Below are 16,026 nucleotides of genomic sequence, written 5' to 3' on the forward strand. Positions count from 1 at the left end.
TCAGCGGTTCGGCACGGCGGCGGCCAGGTGGCTCGCGTGGCGCGCGTTCAGGTCCTTGTGCACGGCCCGCGCCACCGCCTGGATGGTGTGGACGCCGTCGTTCATCGTCCTGTTGTCCTGGGTGAGCACCGAGAGCGCGTAGTCGTGGCCCTTGCCCGTGAAGGCGCCGACGCTGTGCACCCGCCAGCCGTGGCTGGCCCGTTGCAGCCAGCCGTTCTTGAGCTGGACCGTGGCGGAGGCCGGGGCGCCGGCGGGCGTTCCCCAGCGCTGCGAGGGGACGACCCGGTGCATCAGCCCGAGCTCGTAGGAGCGCGCGCTGTCGCTGAGCACCGAGTTCTCTGCGGTGAGCAGGGTCAGCAGCCGCTGTTCGTCCTGCGCGGTGATCCGGGTGAGCCCCCAGTACCCGCCGGCCCCGGGCACGGTGTGCGTCATCCCGGCCGCCTTGAGGAACGCCTTGACCTTGGTGGCGCCGAGCTGCTTCCACAGGCTGGTGGTGGCCTTGTTGTCGGACTTGGTGATCATGGCGGTGCTGAGGTCGGTCTCGCGCCGTGTGAGGGAGCGGTGGTGCTGGGCGCTGTCTCGCAGGAGCGTGGCCAGCACGGTCGCCTTCACGACGCTCGCGGAGTCGTACACCGAGGTGGCGCGCAGGGTGCACGTCGTCCTGGTGGTCCGGTCGTACAGCGCCACCGCGGTGGTGGACTTCCGCCCCTTGAGCGCCGCGGTGATGTCCTTGGACAGCGTGGCGGCGAGCCCCGCCCTGGTGGAGGCGCAGCTGACCGAGGGCGTCGCGGCGGCGGCGGGTGCCGCGCCGAGCACCATGGGTGCCAGCACCCCGGCGGCCAGGGCGGTGGCCAGCGGGCCCCGGGCGCGGCGGGATATGCGGGTGGTGGCCATGATGCGTTCCCGTCCCCTGCCTGAGTGGTCCTGCGGCGCACCTGCGGCGCCCCGCACGAAAGACTCCCGGACAACCGGAGAGTTGTATGTGACGGAAGCCCCATTCGTCGCGACTGTGACGAGAACAACGCGACGCCCCCGCAGCCGTAACGGCTCCGGGGGCGACTCGGCCGGTCTTCAGCCCTGAAGGTGTGTCGGCTCGAACATCCTGAGCAGCGCCGGGAGCACCACGACAGAGGGGCCCGGCTGCGTGAAGGACTTGGCCAGGTCGGCGGCGAGCGTCTCCGGGCTCGTACGGACCGCCGGGACGCCGAAGGACTCGGCCAGGGCGACGAAGTCCGGGCGGGACAGCTCCGTGCCGGTGCTCTCGCCGAAAGCGTCGGTCATGTACTCGCGCAGGATGCCGTACCCGCCGTCGTCCACGATCAGCCAGGTGACCGGGAGGTCGTACTGGCGGGCGGTGGCGAGCTCCGCGATGGAGTACATCGCGCCGCCGTCGCCGGAGACCGCGAGGACGGGCTTCGTACGGTCGGCCGCCGCCGCGCCGATGGCGGCCGGGAATCCGTAGCCGAGGCCGCCCGCGCCCTGGGCGGAGTGCATGGTGTTGGGGTGGCGGGCGTCGAAGGCGGACCAGGCCCAGTAGGCGAGGATCGTCATGTCCCAGAAGCTGGGGGACGTGTCGGGCAGGGCCGACCGGATCTCGCCGAGGAGGTGCTGCTCCAGGGTGCGTTCCTGGGCGTCGATCCGCTCCCGTACCCGGCCGAGCACCTCCCGGACGCGCTCGGCGGCGGTGGGGTCCTCGCGCGGGGTGACCGCTTCGAGGAGGTCGGCCAGGGCGTCCCTGGCGTCGGCGTGGATGCCGAGCGCCGGGTGGTTGGACTCCAGCTTCCCGGCGTCGGCCTCGATCTGGACGACCCGGCCGCGCGGGGCGAACGTGTAGTAGTTCGAGGAGAGTTCACCGAGACCGGAGCCGATGACCAGCAGGACGTCGGCGTCCTCCAGGAAGTCCGTCGTGTGCCGGTCCTCCAGCCAGGACTGGAGCGAGAGCGGGTGCTCCCAGGGGAAGGCGCCCTTGCCCCCGAAGGTGGTGACGACCGGGGCGCCGATCTTCTCCGCGAGGGCGCGCAGCTTGCCGGAGGCGTCGGAGCGTACGACTCCGCCGCCCGCGATGATCGCGGGCCGCTCGGCGTTCGACAGCAGGTGGGCGGCGACGGCGATGAGTTCGGGCCGGGCGTGCACCTCGCGCGGGGTCGCGTCCATCGCCGTGACGACGGGCAGCGTCGTCTCGGCGAGGAGCACGTCCTGCGGGATCTCGATCCAGACCGGTCCGTGCGGGGCCGTCAGCGCGGACTCCCAGGCGGCGGCGATCGCGGACGGGATCTGCGAGGCCGTACGCACGGTGTGCACGGACTTCACGATGTCGCGGAACGACGCCTTCTGGTCACGCAGTTCGTGCAGGTAGCCGTGGCGGCCGCCGCCGAGTCCCGCCGCCGGGATCTGGCTGGAGATCGCGAGCACGGGGGCCGAGGCCGCGGCCGCCTCCTGGAGCGCGGCGAGCGAGGTGAGCGCGCCGGGGCCGGTGGAGAGCAGGAGCGGGGCGACCTCGCCGGTGACGCGGCCGTAGGCGTCGGCGGCGAAGCCAGCGTTGTTCTCGACGCGCAGGCCGATGTAGCCGAGGGAGGAGCGGCGCAGCGCGTCGAACATGCCGAGCGCGTGCTGTCCGGGCAGCCCGAAGACGGTGGTCGCGCCGAGGCCCTGGAGGGTCTCGACGACGAGGTCGCCGCCGTTGCGTCCCGGCGGGGGGTTCAGCGCGGCGGCGATCTGCTCGGGGGTGAGCTCGGGGCGCTCGTCGTGGTGGTCGTGGCTCACTTCGTCCGGGCCTCTGCAATCTGGCGGGTCATGATCGTCGTCAGCTCGTACGCGGTGTGGGAGGCGGCGACGGAGGTGATCTCGGCGTGATCGTACGCGGGGGCGACCTCGACCAGGTCGGCGGAGACCAGGTTGCAGGAGGACAGCCCGCGCACGATTTCGAGCAGCTCACGGGAGGTGAGGCCGCCGGCCTCCGGGGTGCCGGTGCCGGGGGCGTGCGCCGGGTCGAGCACGTCGATGTCGATGGAGATGTAGAGCGGGCGGTCACCGATGCGCTGCCGGAGCTGGTCGGCGATCTCGTCGACGCCGCGCCGCATGACGTCGGCGGAGGTCACGATCCCGAAGCCCATCTTGGCGTCGTCGGTGAGGTCCTGCTTGCCGTACAGCGGGCCTCGGGTGCCGACGTGGGAGAGCGCCGAGGTGTCGAGGATGCCCTCCTCGACGGCCCGGCGGAACGGGGTGCCGTGGGTGTACTCGGCGCCGAAGTAGGTGTCCCAGGTGTCCAGGTGCGCGTCGAAGTGGAGCAGCGCGACGGGCCCGTGCTTCTTGGCGACGGAACGCAGCAGCGGCAGCGCGATGGTGTGGTCGCCGCCGAGCGTCATCAGGCGGGCGCCGGTGGAGAGCAGATCGTCGGCCGCGGCCTCGATCGTCTCGACGGCCTCGTTGATGTTGAACGGGTTGGCCGCGATGTCACCGGCGTCCGCGACCTGCGCGAGGGCGAACGGGGAGGCGTCCTGTGCCGGGTTGTACGGGCGCAGCAGCCGCGAGGCCTCCCGGATCGCGTTGCCGCCGAAGCGGGCGCCGGGCCGGTAGGAGACCCCGGTGTCGAAGGGCACCCCGACCACGGCGACGTCCGTCGTCCCGACCTCGTCGAGGCGGGGCAGCCGGGCGAACGTCGCGGGCCCGGCGTACCGGGGGACACGGGAGGAGTCGACGGGGCCGCGCGGCGTCTCTGTGCTGCTCATGGGGTGGGTGGCCTTTCCTTCGATTCCTGTGATTCCGGTGATTCCTGCGGCAGCGCGCCGCCTCTTCGGTCTTCTGCCGGGGCTTCCGGAACGGCCCGGAAGCACGCATACGGGTCCGCTGTCGACGGTAGGCGGCGGGGCAGTGGGCCAGAAGTGTAGGTTTCATCCATTCTCGCCGATCAATACGGATGAACCATCCATACCGCCTCGCGCGGCCGCCGACATTCGGCTTCCGCCGGGAGCGGTCCCCGGCGAGCTCAGGAGCGGATGGCCCGGTGCTCCATAGGATCGGGGCTCAGGATCTTGACCGACGGGAGCCCCGGATGAGCGATGACGCGCGGCCGGAGCCCGGTCTCTCGACGGAGCGGCTGAACTTCTTCACGGACGCGATCTTCGCGATCGCCATGACGCTGCTGGCCGTCGAGCTGGAGCGCCCGGACAAGGCGGAACTGGCGTCGGCCGGTTCGCTGGGCCGTTTCCTGGTGGACCAGCGGAGCTCCTACCTCGCGTTCGCGCTGTCGTTCGCCCTGCTCTGGTCGGTCTGGCGCCGCCATCACCAGCTGATGGACCGGATCCGCGTGCTGTCGAAGACCTTCGCCTTCTGGCACGCCCCGTTCCTGCTGCTGGTGGCGTTCCTGCCGTTCCCGACGGCCGTCATCGGCTCCGCGATCACCAATCCGATGGCGCAGACCCTGTTCGCCGGCACGATGGCCGGCATCCTGTTCTGCGAGGTCGCGCTGAAGGAGGTGTCGGCCGACGCCGGTCTCGTCATCGGTGACGTGGCACGGGCCCGGCGGCACGCCGACGCCTCGTGGGCGGTGGCCCTCTGGTTCACCCTGAGCCTCGGCCTCGCGTGGGCGTTCTCCTACGCCTATCTCCTGTGGTTCCTCGCGCCGTTGGCCGCCGCGTACGGCGGAACGCTCGTCACCCGGCTGCGCGCCCGCCACCCGGCCGCGCACGGCGAGGACGGGAGCGGCGAGGGCGGGCAGCGCGAGGACGGAAACGGCGAGGACCGGAGCGGCGCGGACGGGCGCGGCGAGGACGGGCGCGGCGAGGACCGGAGCGCGGACGGCTGACCGCGTCAGCCCCCGACCCGCTCCCCCACCGGCTCGACCCGCTCCGGCTCCGGCTCCCCGCCGCGCCCCGCCAGTCGCTCGCGCCATGCGGTCAGGACCGCCGCGTCCGTCGGCTTCGTGGCCAGCGAGACGATGACGTAGACGGCGAGCGAGGCCAGCAGCCCGTAGTAGACCGGCTCGTTCGCGAGGATTCCGTACCCGGCCATCAGGCCGATCACCGCGAGGCCGCCCACCGCCACGGCGGCCAGCGCCCCGGCCGCCGTGCCCCGGCGCCACAGCAGGCCGCCGAGGATCGGCACCAGCAGTCCGCCGACGAGCAGGTTGTAGGCGACGGTCAGGGCCTCGACCACGTTGTTCAGCGCGATGGCGATGAGGATCACCGCGATGCCCATGATCAGGATGAAGGCGCGGTTGCCCTTCACCTCGTCGTGTTCCGCGCCGTCCCCGCCCCGGGTGACCGCGCCCTTGAACCGGGACCAGATGTCGTTGTTGGCCACCGTCGCGCAGGCGATCAGCGCGCCGGAGGAGGTGGACATCACCGCGGCGAGCGCGGCGGCCAGGACCAGTCCGCGTACGCCGACCGGCAGTTCATCCTTGACGATGGTCGCGAAGGCCGCGTCCGCGGTGGGCAGCTTCGGGTACATGACCTTGGCCGCCGTACCGATGACCGCACCCGCGACCGCGTACACCAGGCAGTAGGTACCGGCGACCGTCCCGCCCAGCCGGGCCACCCGGTCGCTGCGGGCGGTGAACACCCGCTGCCAGATGTCCTGGCCGATCAGCATGCCGAAGGTGTAGATCAGCACGTACGTGAAGATCGTCTCGCCGCCGATGCCCAGCGGGTCGAAGTACTCGGTGGGCAGCTTGGCCTTCATCTCGCCGAAGCCACCGGCCTTGATCACCGCGATGGGCAGCAGGAGCAGCAGCACCCCGATGGTCTTGACGACGAACTGCACCATGTCCGTCAGCGTGATCGACCACATGCCGCCGAGCGTCGAGTACGCGACGACGATGGTGCCGCCGAGGATGATCGCGACGGTCCGGTTCATGTCGAAGAGGACGTCGAAGATGGTGGCGTACGCGATGGTCGAGGTGACCGCGAGCATCAGCGTGTACGCCCACATGACGATGCCCGAGATGAGCCCGGCCCGGCCGCCGTAGCGCAGGTCGAGCATCTCGGAGACGGTGTAGACCTTCAGCCGCGCGATGCGGGCGGAGAAGAACACGGAGAGGGCGAGCAGCCCGAGGCCGATGGTGAAGACCATCCAGGCGCCGGAGAGTCCGTACTGGTAGCCGAGGCCGACCCCGCCGATCGTGGAGGCGCCGCCGAGGACGATGGCGGCCATGGTGCCGGAGTACATCCAGGGGCCGAGCCGGCGGCCCGCCACCAGGAACTCGCTCTTGGACTTGGCGCGGCGCATGCCCCACCAGCCCATGGCGAGCATGCCGGCCAGATAGACGACGATCACGGCGTAGTCGACTGCCATGGGCTTTCCTCCGTCTCGTTCGAGGTCACAGGTTCGCGGGTTCGGTTGTCGTGAAGACGGTAGGTGGCCGGGAAGCGGCGCTGAAGTGTACGTTTCATCCATTCTCGACGCACGGAACGGATGAACCCTCCATGCCGGAACTCCCCACCGGACCAACGGCACCACCGGCACCGGCCACCCCGCCGACCCCGCCCATCCCGCTGACCGAGCTGCTGGCCAGGGAGGGGCTCGGGCTGCGCCGCATCGCGGGCCCTGCGGAGGCGGAGCTGCTGTGGGTGCACACCTCGGAGATGGCCGACCCGTATCCGTATCTGCTCGGCGGTGAGCTGCTGCTGAGCGCCGGGGTGCTGCTGACGGACCCGGACACCTATGTGTCACGGCTGGTGGAGGCGGGGGCGGCGGCGCTCGGTTTCGGGGTGCGGCCGGTGCACGACACGGTGCCCGCCGAGCTGATCGCGGCTTGCGAACGGTACGGGCTGCCGCTGATCGAGGTGCCGCCCGAGACCCCGTTCACGGCGATCGCCCGCGCGGTGTGGCAGCTGATGGCCCAGGCCCGGGTACGCGAGCTGCGCCGGGTGACGCGCGCCCAGCAGGCCCTGGCGACGGCGGCGGCCAGGACCGATCCGGTGCCGGCCGTGCTGCACCAGCTGGCGGCCCAGCTGGAGGGGCGGGCGGCGCTGCGCACGGCCGAGGGCGAGGAGCTGCACGCGGCCGGCCGGACCCCGGCCCCCGACGTGCGGGCCGCGCTCGCCCGGCTCTCCCGGGTGGTCGCGCCGGTCGTACGCCCCGCGCCCGCCTCGGCCACCGACACCCTGGGCACCACCCATCTCGCCGCGTACGCGCTGGGCGGCGGGCAGGGGCTCGTCCTGACCCTGGCGACGGAGCGGCGCGAGGCGGGCGACCACACCATCGCGGGGGTCGCGGTCGTCCTGCTCTCCCTGCTGGCCGCCCCGCACCAGGGCGCCGACGCCGCCGGCCGCTCGGCCGCACTGGTCCGGCTGCTGCTGGGCGCGGACCCGGCGGACGTCGCCCCACTCCTGGGCGGCGCGGAGCGGTGGACGGTGGTGCACGCGCGCCGGGGCGGCGGCGACCCGGTGGACCCGCTCACGGCCGGGGCGCTCGGCGCGGCCCTGGGCTCTGCGCTGGTCGACGCGGGCCGGGGCAGCGCGGCGGTACGGGTGCTGGTGCCCGGCGACGACCGGATCACCCCGCAGCCCGGCTGGACCCTCGGCGCCTCCGCCCCCGCCGCGATCACCGCACTGGACACGGCCGACGCCCAGGCCGCACGCGCCCTCGGCCGCGCGGAGGCGACCCGCACCCCGCTGGCGGTGGACGCGCCGGCCACCCTCCTCGCCGCCCTGATCCCCCAGGAAGCCGCCCAGGCCCACGCCCGCGCCCTGCTGGCCCCGCTCACCGAACCCCTCGCCGAGACGCTGCGCTGCTGGCTGAGCCTGCACGGCAGCTGGGACCGCACGGCGACCGCCCTCCGCGTCCACCGCAACACGGTCCGCCAGCGCATCGGGCGGTGCGCGGTGCTGCTGGAGGCGGACCTGGACGACATGGACGTACGGACGGAGCTGTGGTTCGCGCTCCGGCGGGGGTGATCGGGGACCCCTACTCCCCCGGTCACTCCTTCCGCAACGGAACCTCCCGCATCAGCCAGCCCGCCAGGAAGATCACGGCCCCCAGCAGGGCGGCTCCGAGCAGCACCCCGTGCAGGCCTTCGGTGACCGCTGTGCGTACCGTGTTCCGGATCTCGTCCGGCATCCCGCGTACCGCCGCGGGCGTCCAGGCTGTGCCGCCTTCGGGGGTGCCGCCCGCGTGGAGCCGGCTCGTGTAGACGGCGCCGAGCACCGCGATGCCCAGTGAGCTGCCGATCGTACGGACGAGGGTGGCCGTTCCCGTGGCGGCGCCCATGTCGCGCGGTGTGGCGCTGTTGATGGTGACGAGCAGCGTGCTCTGCAGCAGCAGGCCCAGGCCGATGCCCAGCACGAGGGTCAGCGCGGAGGTCAGCGCCGTGGGGGTACCGGTGTCCGTCGTCAGCAGGACGAGCGCGCCCACGGCCGTCAGCGCGCCGCCGGCGATGGGGTACGGGCGGTAGCGGCCGCCGCCGGCGAGGAGCCGCCCGACCAGGAGCTGCGCGCCGAACATGCCCGCCATCAGGGGGAGCAGCAGCATGCCGCTGGCCGTCGCGGACGCCCCGCGTACGAACTGCATGTACTGCGGCAGGTAGGTGGACGCCCCCACCATGGCGGCGCCCGCCAGGAACGTGAGGATCTGGGCGAGCGTGAAGTTGCGGTCGGCGAACAGGCGGGGCGGGATGACCGGTTCCGCAGCCCGCCGCTCGACCCGGGCGAACCAGGCCAGGGCGAGGGCGGCGGTCACCCCGAGGCCGGTGATCTGCGGTGACGACCAGGCGTACCGCGTACCGCCCCAGCTGCCCACCAGGGTGAGGGCCAGGATGGCGGCGCAGAGCAGTCCGGCCCCGGCGTAGTCGATCCGCGCCCTGATCCGCTCGGTGTGGAGGCTCAGGCGGAGGCCGATGACGAGCAGGGCGACCGCACCGAGGGGGAGGTTGACGTAGAAGACCCAGCGCCAGTTCAGCTGGTCGGTGAGGAAGCCGCCGAGCAGCGGGCCACCTACCAGGGCGACGGGCATCATGGCCCCGATCATCGCCTGCGAGTGGCCGGCCTGGGAGGGCGGCATCATGACGCCGATGATGGAGATGGCGCCGACCATGAGGCCGCCCGCACCGAGTCCCTGGACGGCGCGGAACGCGATGAGCTGGTCCATGTCCTGGGCGAGCCCGGAGAGCACCGAGCCCGCGAGGAACACCGTGATCGAGCAGATGAAGCTGCCTTTGCGCCCGTACAGGTCACCGAGTTTGCCCCAGATGGGGGTGGAGACGGAGGCGGTGAGCAGATAGGCCGTCACCACCCAGGACAGGTGGTCGAGACCGCCCAGGTCACCGACGATCGTGGGCAGGGCGGTGCCCACGATCGTGCCGTCGAGCAGACCGAGCATCAGCCCGAGGAGGAGTCCGAACAGGACCAGCTTCGACGGGCCGCTCCCGTCGTCGGCGGGTGGCCGTCCGGTGTCCGGCGTCTGTGCGGTGTGCGTGTCGTTCGTGCGCTCGCTCATGAGTCCCCCGTGCGATGTGAGGTGAGGTGAGGTCAGGCCGCGTACGGACGGATGGACCTGGCGTCCCGCAGGGCATGCCCCCACCAGGCGAGCTGGTCGAGCAGGGCCTTGGCCGCCGCGTCGACCGCGGAGTCGTCGACGGCGCCGTCCTCACCGAACCGGCCGTAGGCGTTGTGGAAGCTGACGGTGTTGCGGATGGTCGTGGCGTTGAGTTCGGCCATGACGACGCGGAGCTGCTCGACGGCGCGCAGGCCCCCGGAGAGGCCGCCGTACGAGACGAAGGCGACCGGCTTGGCGTGCCACTGCTCGTTGTGCCAGTCGATGGCGTTCTTCAGCGACGCGGGAAAGCTGTGGTTGTACTCCGGGGTGACGAAGACGAACGCGTCGGCCGCCGCGAGGCGCGGTGACACCAGGGCCAGGGCCTCTTCCGTACCCGGCGCCGGGGGCTGCCCGAACGCGGGCAGGACCGTGGGCAGCGGGGTCTCGGTGAGGTCGACGACATCCGCCGTCATGTCGTCGCGCCGGGACAGGTGCCCCTTCAGCCACTGGGTGACGACGGGTGCGAACCGGCCCTCGCGGGTGCTGCCGACGACGACGGCGACGCGGAGCTGCGGACGGGTGCTGGGCATGGGTCCCCCTGGGAGCGACAGATGTGTACAACGTATTAGTGTGCGTACAACGTATCCACCACTGTGTACGTTGTCTACCTGTAGATACGTTGTACGCTGACGGCCCCCGTCGAGAGGAGCCCGTCCGTGGCCGGCCAGAAGAAGGACAGCAGCAAGGGCACCGCTACCGGGCCGGACACCTCCCTCTGGCAGCGGCTGGAGCAGCAGGCCGCCGCACCCCGGACCTCGCTGACCCTGGAGCGGATCGGGGCCGTCGCCGTGGAGATCGCGGACGCGGAGGGCCTCGCCGCCGTCACCATGCGCAGGCTCGCCACGGAACTGGGCGTCGCCCCCATGGCCGCCTACCGCCACGTCTCCGGCAAGGACGACCTGTGGGCCCTGATGGCCGAGCGGGTGACCGCGGAGATGCGGATCCCGGCCGTGGTGACCGAGTGGCGCGAGGTGCTGCGCACCTTCGGCCTGCTGACCCGGGGCATGATGCTGCGGCACCCGTGGGTCGGGCAGCTGCCGACCCATCTCTTCGTGCTCACTCCCGGCCGGCTGGCCATCGCGGAACGGCAGCTCGCGGCGCTCGACGGGCTCGGCCTCGACGAGGACTCGATGATGGTCGCGTTCCGTACCGTGAGCGCCTTCGCCCATGGCGCCAGCCAGTCGGAGGTGGCCCTGCGGGAGTGGACGGAGTCCGCGGGCTGGTCCTCCGGCAACGAGACGCGGCTGGGCCTGGCGCCGCAGATGACGTACCTGATGGACACCGGGCGCTACCCCACCTACCGGCGCTACGGGCTGCGGGCGACCCGCAAGGACGACGCGACCTGGGCGTTCGAGACCGGCCTGGACTGCGTGCTGGACGGGATCGCCGCCCGGCTCGGCATCTGACACCGCCCGGCCCAGCCTCCGGGAGGGAGCCCCGGAAACAGCGACCGGCGCGCTCCCCGTCGGCGTGCTCAGCATCACCCTGGACAGTGCCGGTGACCGCCGGGTAACTTCTAACCAGGGCTGAGCAAGCGCTTAGCCGAGCCGAGCGAAGCCGACCAGGGAGGCACCCCGTGCGCCGTACGGTATTCAACGAGGACCACGAGGCGTTCCGGGAGACCATCCGCGCCTTCATCGCGGCCGAGGTCGTGCCGGTGTACGACGAGTGGTTCGCGGCCGGCCAGGCGCCGCGCGACTTCTACCTCAAGCTCGGCGAGCTGGGCGTCTTCGGGATCACCGTCGGCGAGGAGTACGACGGCGCGGGCATCGACTCGCACAAGTACGAGGCCGTCATCACCGAGGAGGCCGCCCGCGCGGGCGTGTCCTTCGGCGGGTCCGGCGTGCACACGCTGCTCGGGCTGCCGTACATCAAGATGCTCGCCACCGACGAGCAGAAGAAGCGCTGGCTGCCGAAGTTCGTCACCGGCGAGGAGATGTGGGCCCTCGCGATGACCGAGCCGGGTACCGGCTCCGACGTCGCGGGCATGAAGACCACCGCCAAGCTCTCCGAGGACGGCACGCACTACGTCCTCAACGGGGCCAAGACGTTCATCACCGGCGGCGTGCACGCCGACCGCGTCATCGTCTGCGCCCGCACCTCCGCCCCGCGCGAGGACGACCGCCGCTTCGGCATCTCGCTGTTCGCCGTCGACACCAAGTCCGAGGGCTACTCGGTCGGCCGCAAGCTCGACAAGCTGGGCCTGAAGGTCTCCGACACCGCGGAGCTGGCGTTCGTCGACATCAAGGTCCCGGCGGAGGACCTCCTCGGTGAGGAGAACAAGGGCTTCGGCTACCTCGGCACCAACCTGGCCTCCGAGCGCTGGGGCATCGCCTTCGGTGCGTACGCGCAGGCCGCGGCGGCCGTCCGGTTCGCCAAGGAGTACGTGCTGGAGCGCACCGTCTTCGGCAAGACCGTCGCCTCGTTCCAGAACACCAAGTTCGAACTGGCCGCCTGCCAGGCCGAGGTGGACGCGGCCCAGGCCGTCGCCGACCGGGCGCTGGAGGCGCTGGACGCCGGTGAGCTGACCGCCGCGGAGGCCGCCTCCGCGAAGCTGTTCTGCACCGAGGTCGCGCACCGCGTGATCGACCGCTGCCTCCAGCTGCACGGCGGCTACGGCTTCATGAACGAGTACCCGATCGCCCGCCTGTACGCGGACAACCGGGTCAACCGGATCTACGGCGGCACCAGCGAGGTCATGAAGTCGATCATCGCCAAGTCCATGGGCCTGTAGAGAGCGGTTACGTTCTCTCCATGAACGCAAGCCCTGATCCCCTGCTCGATCTGCTGGCCCTGCTCGACCTGGAGCAGATCGAGCGGGACATCTTCCGGGGCACGAGCCGTTCGGCGCTCGTGCCCCGCGTCTTCGGCGGACAGGTCGCGGCCCAGGCGCTGGTCGCCGCAGGCCGCACCGTCCCCGCCGAGCGGAGCGCCCACTCACTGCACTCGTACTTCCTGCGGGCCGGCGACCCCGGCGCGCCGATCGTCTACAACGTCGACCGCATCCGGGACGGGCGCTCCTTCACCACCCGGCGGGTCGTCGCCGTCCAGCACGGGCAGCCGATCTTCCACCTCTCCGCGTCCTTCCAGACGTACGAGGCCGGCCTGGAGCACCAGGCGGCCATGCCGGCCGCACCGGACCCGGAGACGCTGCCCACGGCCGCCGAGATGCTGCCGCGCTACGCGGACCGGTTCAGCGGCCCCGGTGTCGTCGACCGGCTCATCGAGGCGCGGGCGGCGGTCGACCTGCGGTACGTGGACGCTCCGCCGTTCGGCACCGTCGGGGAGTCCCGCGAGCCCCGCTCGCAGGTGTGGTTCCGTACCAACGGCAAGCTGGCCGACGATCCGCTGCTGCACGTCTGCATGGCCACGTACGTCTCCGACATGACGCTGCTCGACTCGGTGCTCCTGGCCCACGGGCGCGGCGGCTGGGCGGTCGGTGACGTGGTGGGCGCGAGCCTGGACCACGCGATGTGGTTCCACCGGCCGTTCCGGGCCGACGAATGGCTGCTGTACGACCAGGAGTCGCCGTCCGCGTCCGGCGGGCGCGGGCTGGGCCAGGCCCGTATCTACACACAGGACGGCCGCCTCGCGATCACCGTCATCCAGGAGGGCGTCATCCGGGTCCCCCGGAAGGGCTGAACGGAACCCGTGGCCGCGCGTCGGACATGCCCGGCCCGGCTGCGGACATACTCCCCACCATGAGTGACGAGAAATCAGCGGGTGGGGAGTCCACCGGGGAGTCCACGTTCACCGTCATCGTCGCCGCGGCGGCCAACCTCGGCGTCGCCGTGGCGAAGGCCGTCGCGGGACTGATCAGCGGATCGAGCGCGATGCTCTCCGAGGCGGCGCACTCGGTCGCGGACACCGTCACCGAGGTACTGCTGCTCACCTCGCTCAAACGCAGCGAGAAGCCGGCCGACGAGAACCACCCGCTGGGCTACGGCCCCGAACGCTACATCTGGGCGATGCTCGCCTCCGTCGCCACGTTCGTCGGCGGTGCGGTCTTCTCCCTGTACGACGGCGTCCACACCCTCATGGCGGGCGAGGACCTCGGAGATCCGCTGGTCTCGTACATCGTGCTCGGCATCGCCTTCCTGCTGGAGGGCTACTCGCTGCGCACCGGGCTGCGCCAGGTGCGCAGCGAGGCGGCGCGGATCGGCGCGGACCCCTCCCGCTACTTCCGCCGCACGCCCGACACCGCGGTGAAGGCCGTGGTGATGGAGGACTCGGCGGCCCTGGTCGGACTGCTGCTGGCCGCGGGCGGGCTGCTCGGCGGCCAGCTGACGGGTTCCGGCGTCTATGACGGCATCGCGTCGATCCTGATCGGGGTGCTGCTCGTGTACGTGGCCTGGGTGCTCGGCCGCTCGAACGCCCAGCTGCTGATCGGCCGCCCGGTACCGCAGTCGATGCGGACGGGGGTGCGTGAGGAGCTGCTCTCGGTGCCGCACATCATCGAGGTGCTGGAGCTGACCACGCTCATCCAGGGACCGTCCGAGGTCATGATCGCGGCGAAGGTCGACTTCCGGGACGTCGTCAGTGCCGAGCAGGTGGAGTGGGCCTGCGAGGAGGCGGAGCAGCAGTTGCGGGAGCGGTATCCGTCGATCCGGCGCGTCTATCTGGACCCGACGCCGGGGGCGGCACAGCGCCGCCGGGCCCGCACCGCCGGAGGGAATCCGGTGGTCGGGCCCGGCGACGGGGAGGGCAACGGGGACGGCGGAGGACTGTTCACCGACCGGCAGGAGGACTGAGTCCGCCGCCGGGGCGCGGTCCCGGCCCCGTCACCACGTCGTGGCGAGCCAGGCCGCCACCGCGGCGAGCACGATGAGGGCGACGTTGAGGCCGGTCTCCTTCACCTCGCTCCGTGACAGGTGCAGCGCGGTCGCCAGCACCTGGAGCACCAGGAGGCCGATCGCGGCCGCCATCGCGAGGCCGGGCGCGATCCCGGTGAGGGGCGGCAGTACGAGGCCTGCGGCACCCAGGATCTCGACGGCGCCGATGGCCCGGACCAGCCCCATCGGGACCGTGTCCACCCAGCCCATCATCGGCGCCAGCCGCTCCTTCGACTGCACGGCCTTCTTGCCGCCCGCGTACAGGTAGAAGACCCCCAGCAGCCCGGCGACGATCCAGTACGCGATCTCCATGCCCATCCCCTCCGTCAATGGTTACGACTTGTCCGTAACCACATGGTCGGTGACTATGGAGACGCTTACAAAAGGCACACCGGTGTGCCTGAGGGCTGTCCCGCAGCGAACAGGAGCCGCCGATGTCGAAGTACCGCGACAGCTGCCTCATCCGCGGTGACGGCGGCCGGGCGATCCGGGGCATCCTGGACCGCATCGGTGACAAGTGGACCCTGCTGGTGGTGGCCACCCTGGACGGCGAGCGGATGCGGTTCACCGAGCTCCAGCAGCGCATCCCGGGGATCTCGCAGCGCATGCTCACCCGTACCGTCCGGCACCTGGAGCGCGACGGACTGGTGACCCGCACGGCGTTCCCCGAGGTGCCGCCGCGCGTCGAGTACGAGCTCACCGCCACGGGGCGCACCCTGATCGGACCCGCCGTGAAGCTGGCCGAGTGGGCCGTCGACCACAATCCCGGCATCGAACGGAACCAGGCGGCCTACGACTCGGAGCGGTCCTGAGCGCGTGAGGCCGCCGCCGGACCGTCAGAGCAGCCCGGCCGCGTCCAGCAGGTACTCCGTCATCGGGTCGTAGAACCTCGGGTCCAGCACGTGGTCGTCCAGCGGGACGGCCACCTGGAGGGTTCCCTCGGCCTCCCCCAGGAACAGCGCCGGGTCGTTGCAGTCCGCGTAGCCGATGGCGTCGAGCCCGCGCTGCGCCGCGCATCCGGCCCAGCCGTGGTCGGCGACGACCAGGTCCGGCATGGGGCGCCCCTCCCGCTCCAGACCGTCCAGGATCGCCGCCATCGGGGCCGGGGAGTGGGTGTGCCAGAGGGTCGCGCCGCGCTCCTGGACGGCGACGTCGGCGAACTGGAAGACCATGCCCTCGTCCGCCATCAGCCCGGACGGGATCCGGACGATCTCGCAGCCCGCGGTTCGCAGGGCGGCCGCCGTCTGCCGGTGGACGTCCAGGAGCCCGCCCGGGTGACCGGTGGCGAACAGCACCCGCTCGGAGCCGTCGGCCGCCTTGCGCAGCCTGGCCGCCGCCCGGTCCAGGGCGGCGACGGTGAGCTCGGGGTCGATGGTGTCCTGGCCGAACCGGTGCTCCGGGTCGTCGCTGACCCCGCACCGCTCGGCCATCACGGCCAGCACGTCCTGCTCGTCGCGCCACCGGTCGCCCAGCTCCAGGCCCAGCCAGAAGTGGCGGTCGCCGTTGGCTAGCTTGCGGTAGTGGGAGAGGTTGTTGTCGCGCGGGGTGGCGACGTCTCCGGCTATACGAGTACGGACGAGTTGTTCGACGAGGGCGGCGCGGCTGGGTATCGGCATGAACCCATTGTGCCGTCAGGTGTGCGCAGTGTGCCGTGCCGAGTGGC

General features: G+C 71.8%; 15 protein-coding genes. 7 read left to right on the plus strand and 8 right to left on the minus strand.

All coding sequences use genetic code 11. The annotated features are described in order from the left end of the window. The 3 genes from ACZ601_RS08540 to speB form a co-directional block, all read right to left on the minus strand. Positions 1-894, minus strand: coding sequence for a serine hydrolase (locus ACZ601_RS08540; RefSeq protein ID WP_469534675.1), 894 nt, complete (start codon positions 892-894; stop codon positions 1-3). A gap of 177 nt (positions 895-1,071) precedes the next feature. Further along, positions 1,072-2,763 carry a thiamine pyrophosphate-binding protein gene (locus ACZ601_RS08545; protein WP_469534677.1) on the minus strand — a complete coding sequence of 564 codons (1,692 nt, stop codon included), beginning with the start codon at positions 2,761-2,763 and terminating at the stop codon, positions 1,072-1,074. Further along, a complete protein-coding gene (gene speB / locus ACZ601_RS08550) occupies positions 2,760-3,728 on the minus strand; it encodes an agmatinase (RefSeq protein ID WP_371773072.1) in 969 nt (322 codons plus the stop codon). The genes ACZ601_RS08545 and speB overlap by 4 nt, the downstream gene beginning before the upstream one ends. Before the next feature lie 323 nt (positions 3,729-4,051). Between speB and ACZ601_RS08555 the strand changes: the two genes are divergently transcribed. Further along, positions 4,052-4,804, plus strand: coding sequence for a TMEM175 family protein (locus tag ACZ601_RS08555; protein ID WP_469534680.1), 753 nt, complete (start codon positions 4,052-4,054; stop codon positions 4,802-4,804). A 5-nt stretch (positions 4,805-4,809) separates the two neighbouring features. Here the strand turns inward: ACZ601_RS08555 and ACZ601_RS08560 are convergent, their stop codons facing one another. Beyond that, a complete protein-coding gene (locus ACZ601_RS08560) occupies positions 4,810-6,291 on the minus strand; it encodes a sodium:solute symporter family protein (protein ID WP_469534682.1) in 1,482 nt (493 codons plus the stop codon). A gap of 131 nt (positions 6,292-6,422) precedes the next feature. Here ACZ601_RS08560 and ACZ601_RS08565 point away from each other — a divergent pair, with 131 nt between their 5' ends. After that, complete coding sequence (locus tag ACZ601_RS08565) at positions 6,423-7,895, plus strand: PucR family transcriptional regulator (RefSeq protein WP_469534684.1); 1,473 nt, start codon at positions 6,423-6,425, stop codon at positions 7,893-7,895. A gap of 22 nt (positions 7,896-7,917) precedes the next feature. On the opposite strand, the gene ACZ601_RS08570 is transcribed toward ACZ601_RS08565, so the two are convergent. Both ACZ601_RS08570 and ACZ601_RS08575 read right to left on the minus strand, forming a co-directional pair. After that, a complete protein-coding gene (locus ACZ601_RS08570) occupies positions 7,918-9,432 on the minus strand; it encodes an MDR family MFS transporter (protein WP_469534686.1) in 1,515 nt (504 codons plus the stop codon). 32 nt (positions 9,433-9,464) lie between these two features. Further along, positions 9,465-10,061 carry an NADPH-dependent FMN reductase gene (locus tag ACZ601_RS08575; protein WP_469534688.1) on the minus strand — a complete coding sequence of 199 codons (597 nt, stop codon included), beginning with the start codon at positions 10,059-10,061 and terminating at the stop codon, positions 9,465-9,467. A gap of 126 nt (positions 10,062-10,187) precedes the next feature. On the opposite strand from ACZ601_RS08575, the gene ACZ601_RS08580 reads away from it, so the two are divergent. The 4 genes from ACZ601_RS08580 (at position 10,188) to ACZ601_RS08595 (ending at position 14,282) form a co-directional block, all read left to right on the plus strand. After that, on the plus strand, positions 10,188-10,937 hold the full coding sequence (locus ACZ601_RS08580; protein WP_469534691.1) for a TetR/AcrR family transcriptional regulator: 750 nt from the start codon (positions 10,188-10,190) through the stop codon (positions 10,935-10,937). Positions 10,938-11,107: 170 nt separating this feature from the next. Continuing rightward, the gene (locus tag ACZ601_RS08585) at positions 11,108-12,265 is read left to right on the plus strand and encodes an acyl-CoA dehydrogenase family protein (RefSeq protein WP_469534693.1); all 1,158 of its coding nucleotides are present in this window, start codon (positions 11,108-11,110) and stop codon (positions 12,263-12,265) included. A gap of 20 nt (positions 12,266-12,285) precedes the next feature. After that, positions 12,286-13,173, plus strand: a complete 888-nt coding sequence (tesB, locus tag ACZ601_RS08590) for an acyl-CoA thioesterase II (RefSeq protein ID WP_469534697.1) — start codon at positions 12,286-12,288, stop codon at positions 13,171-13,173. A 59-nt stretch (positions 13,174-13,232) separates the two neighbouring features. Further along, a complete protein-coding gene (locus ACZ601_RS08595; protein ID WP_469534700.1) occupies positions 13,233-14,282 on the plus strand; it encodes a cation diffusion facilitator family transporter in 1,050 nt (349 codons plus the stop codon). Positions 14,283-14,312: 30 nt separating this feature from the next. On the opposite strand, the gene ACZ601_RS08600 is transcribed toward ACZ601_RS08595, so the two are convergent. Continuing rightward, on the minus strand, positions 14,313-14,675 hold the full coding sequence (locus ACZ601_RS08600; RefSeq protein ID WP_469534703.1) for a DoxX family protein: 363 nt from the start codon (positions 14,673-14,675) through the stop codon (positions 14,313-14,315). A 122-nt stretch (positions 14,676-14,797) separates the two neighbouring features. Here ACZ601_RS08600 and ACZ601_RS08605 point away from each other — a divergent pair, with 122 nt between their 5' ends. Next, a complete protein-coding gene (locus ACZ601_RS08605) occupies positions 14,798-15,175 on the plus strand; it encodes a winged helix-turn-helix transcriptional regulator (protein WP_440574726.1) in 378 nt (125 codons plus the stop codon). Positions 15,176-15,199: 24 nt separating this feature from the next. Here the strand turns inward: ACZ601_RS08605 and ACZ601_RS08610 are convergent, their stop codons facing one another. Beyond that, a complete protein-coding gene (locus ACZ601_RS08610) occupies positions 15,200-15,979 on the minus strand; it encodes a phosphatase (RefSeq protein WP_440574727.1) in 780 nt (259 codons plus the stop codon). Positions 15,980-16,026 lie beyond the last annotated feature (47 nt).

The sequence above is a fragment of the Streptomyces sp. NPDC104307 genome (assembly GCF_055584045.1).

Bases quoted from the DNA above. Each gene is read 5' to 3' on its own strand.
- ACZ601_RS08565 (WP_469534684.1), top strand. From the start codon at position 6,423: ATGCCGGAACTCCCCACCGGACCAACGGCACCACCGGCACCGGCCACC.
- ACZ601_RS08555 (WP_469534680.1), top strand. From the start codon at position 4,052: ATGAGCGATGACGCGCGGCCGGAGCCCGGTCTCTCGACGGAGCGGCTG.
- tesB (WP_469534697.1), top strand. From the start codon at position 12,286: ATGAACGCAAGCCCTGATCCCCTGCTCGATCTGCTGGCCCTGCTCGAC.
- ACZ601_RS08540 (WP_469534675.1), bottom strand. From the start codon at position 894: ATGGCCACCACCCGCATATCCCGCCGCGCCCGGGGCCCGCTGGCCACC.
- ACZ601_RS08600 (WP_469534703.1), bottom strand. From the start codon at position 14,675: ATGGAGATCGCGTACTGGATCGTCGCCGGGCTGCTGGGGGTCTTCTAC.
- ACZ601_RS08570 (WP_469534686.1), bottom strand. From the start codon at position 9,432: ATGAGCGAGCGCACGAACGACACGCACACCGCACAGACGCCGGACACC.
- speB (WP_371773072.1), bottom strand. From the start codon at position 3,728: ATGAGCAGCACAGAGACGCCGCGCGGCCCCGTCGACTCCTCCCGTGTC.
- ACZ601_RS08605 (WP_440574726.1), top strand. From the start codon at position 14,798: ATGTCGAAGTACCGCGACAGCTGCCTCATCCGCGGTGACGGCGGCCGG.
- ACZ601_RS08595 (WP_469534700.1), top strand. From the start codon at position 13,233: ATGAGTGACGAGAAATCAGCGGGTGGGGAGTCCACCGGGGAGTCCACG.
- ACZ601_RS08610 (WP_440574727.1), bottom strand. From the start codon at position 15,979: ATGCCGATACCCAGCCGCGCCGCCCTCGTCGAACAACTCGTCCGTACT.
- ACZ601_RS08560 (WP_469534682.1), bottom strand. From the start codon at position 6,291: ATGGCAGTCGACTACGCCGTGATCGTCGTCTATCTGGCCGGCATGCTC.
- ACZ601_RS08575 (WP_469534688.1), bottom strand. From the start codon at position 10,061: ATGCCCAGCACCCGTCCGCAGCTCCGCGTCGCCGTCGTCGTCGGCAGC.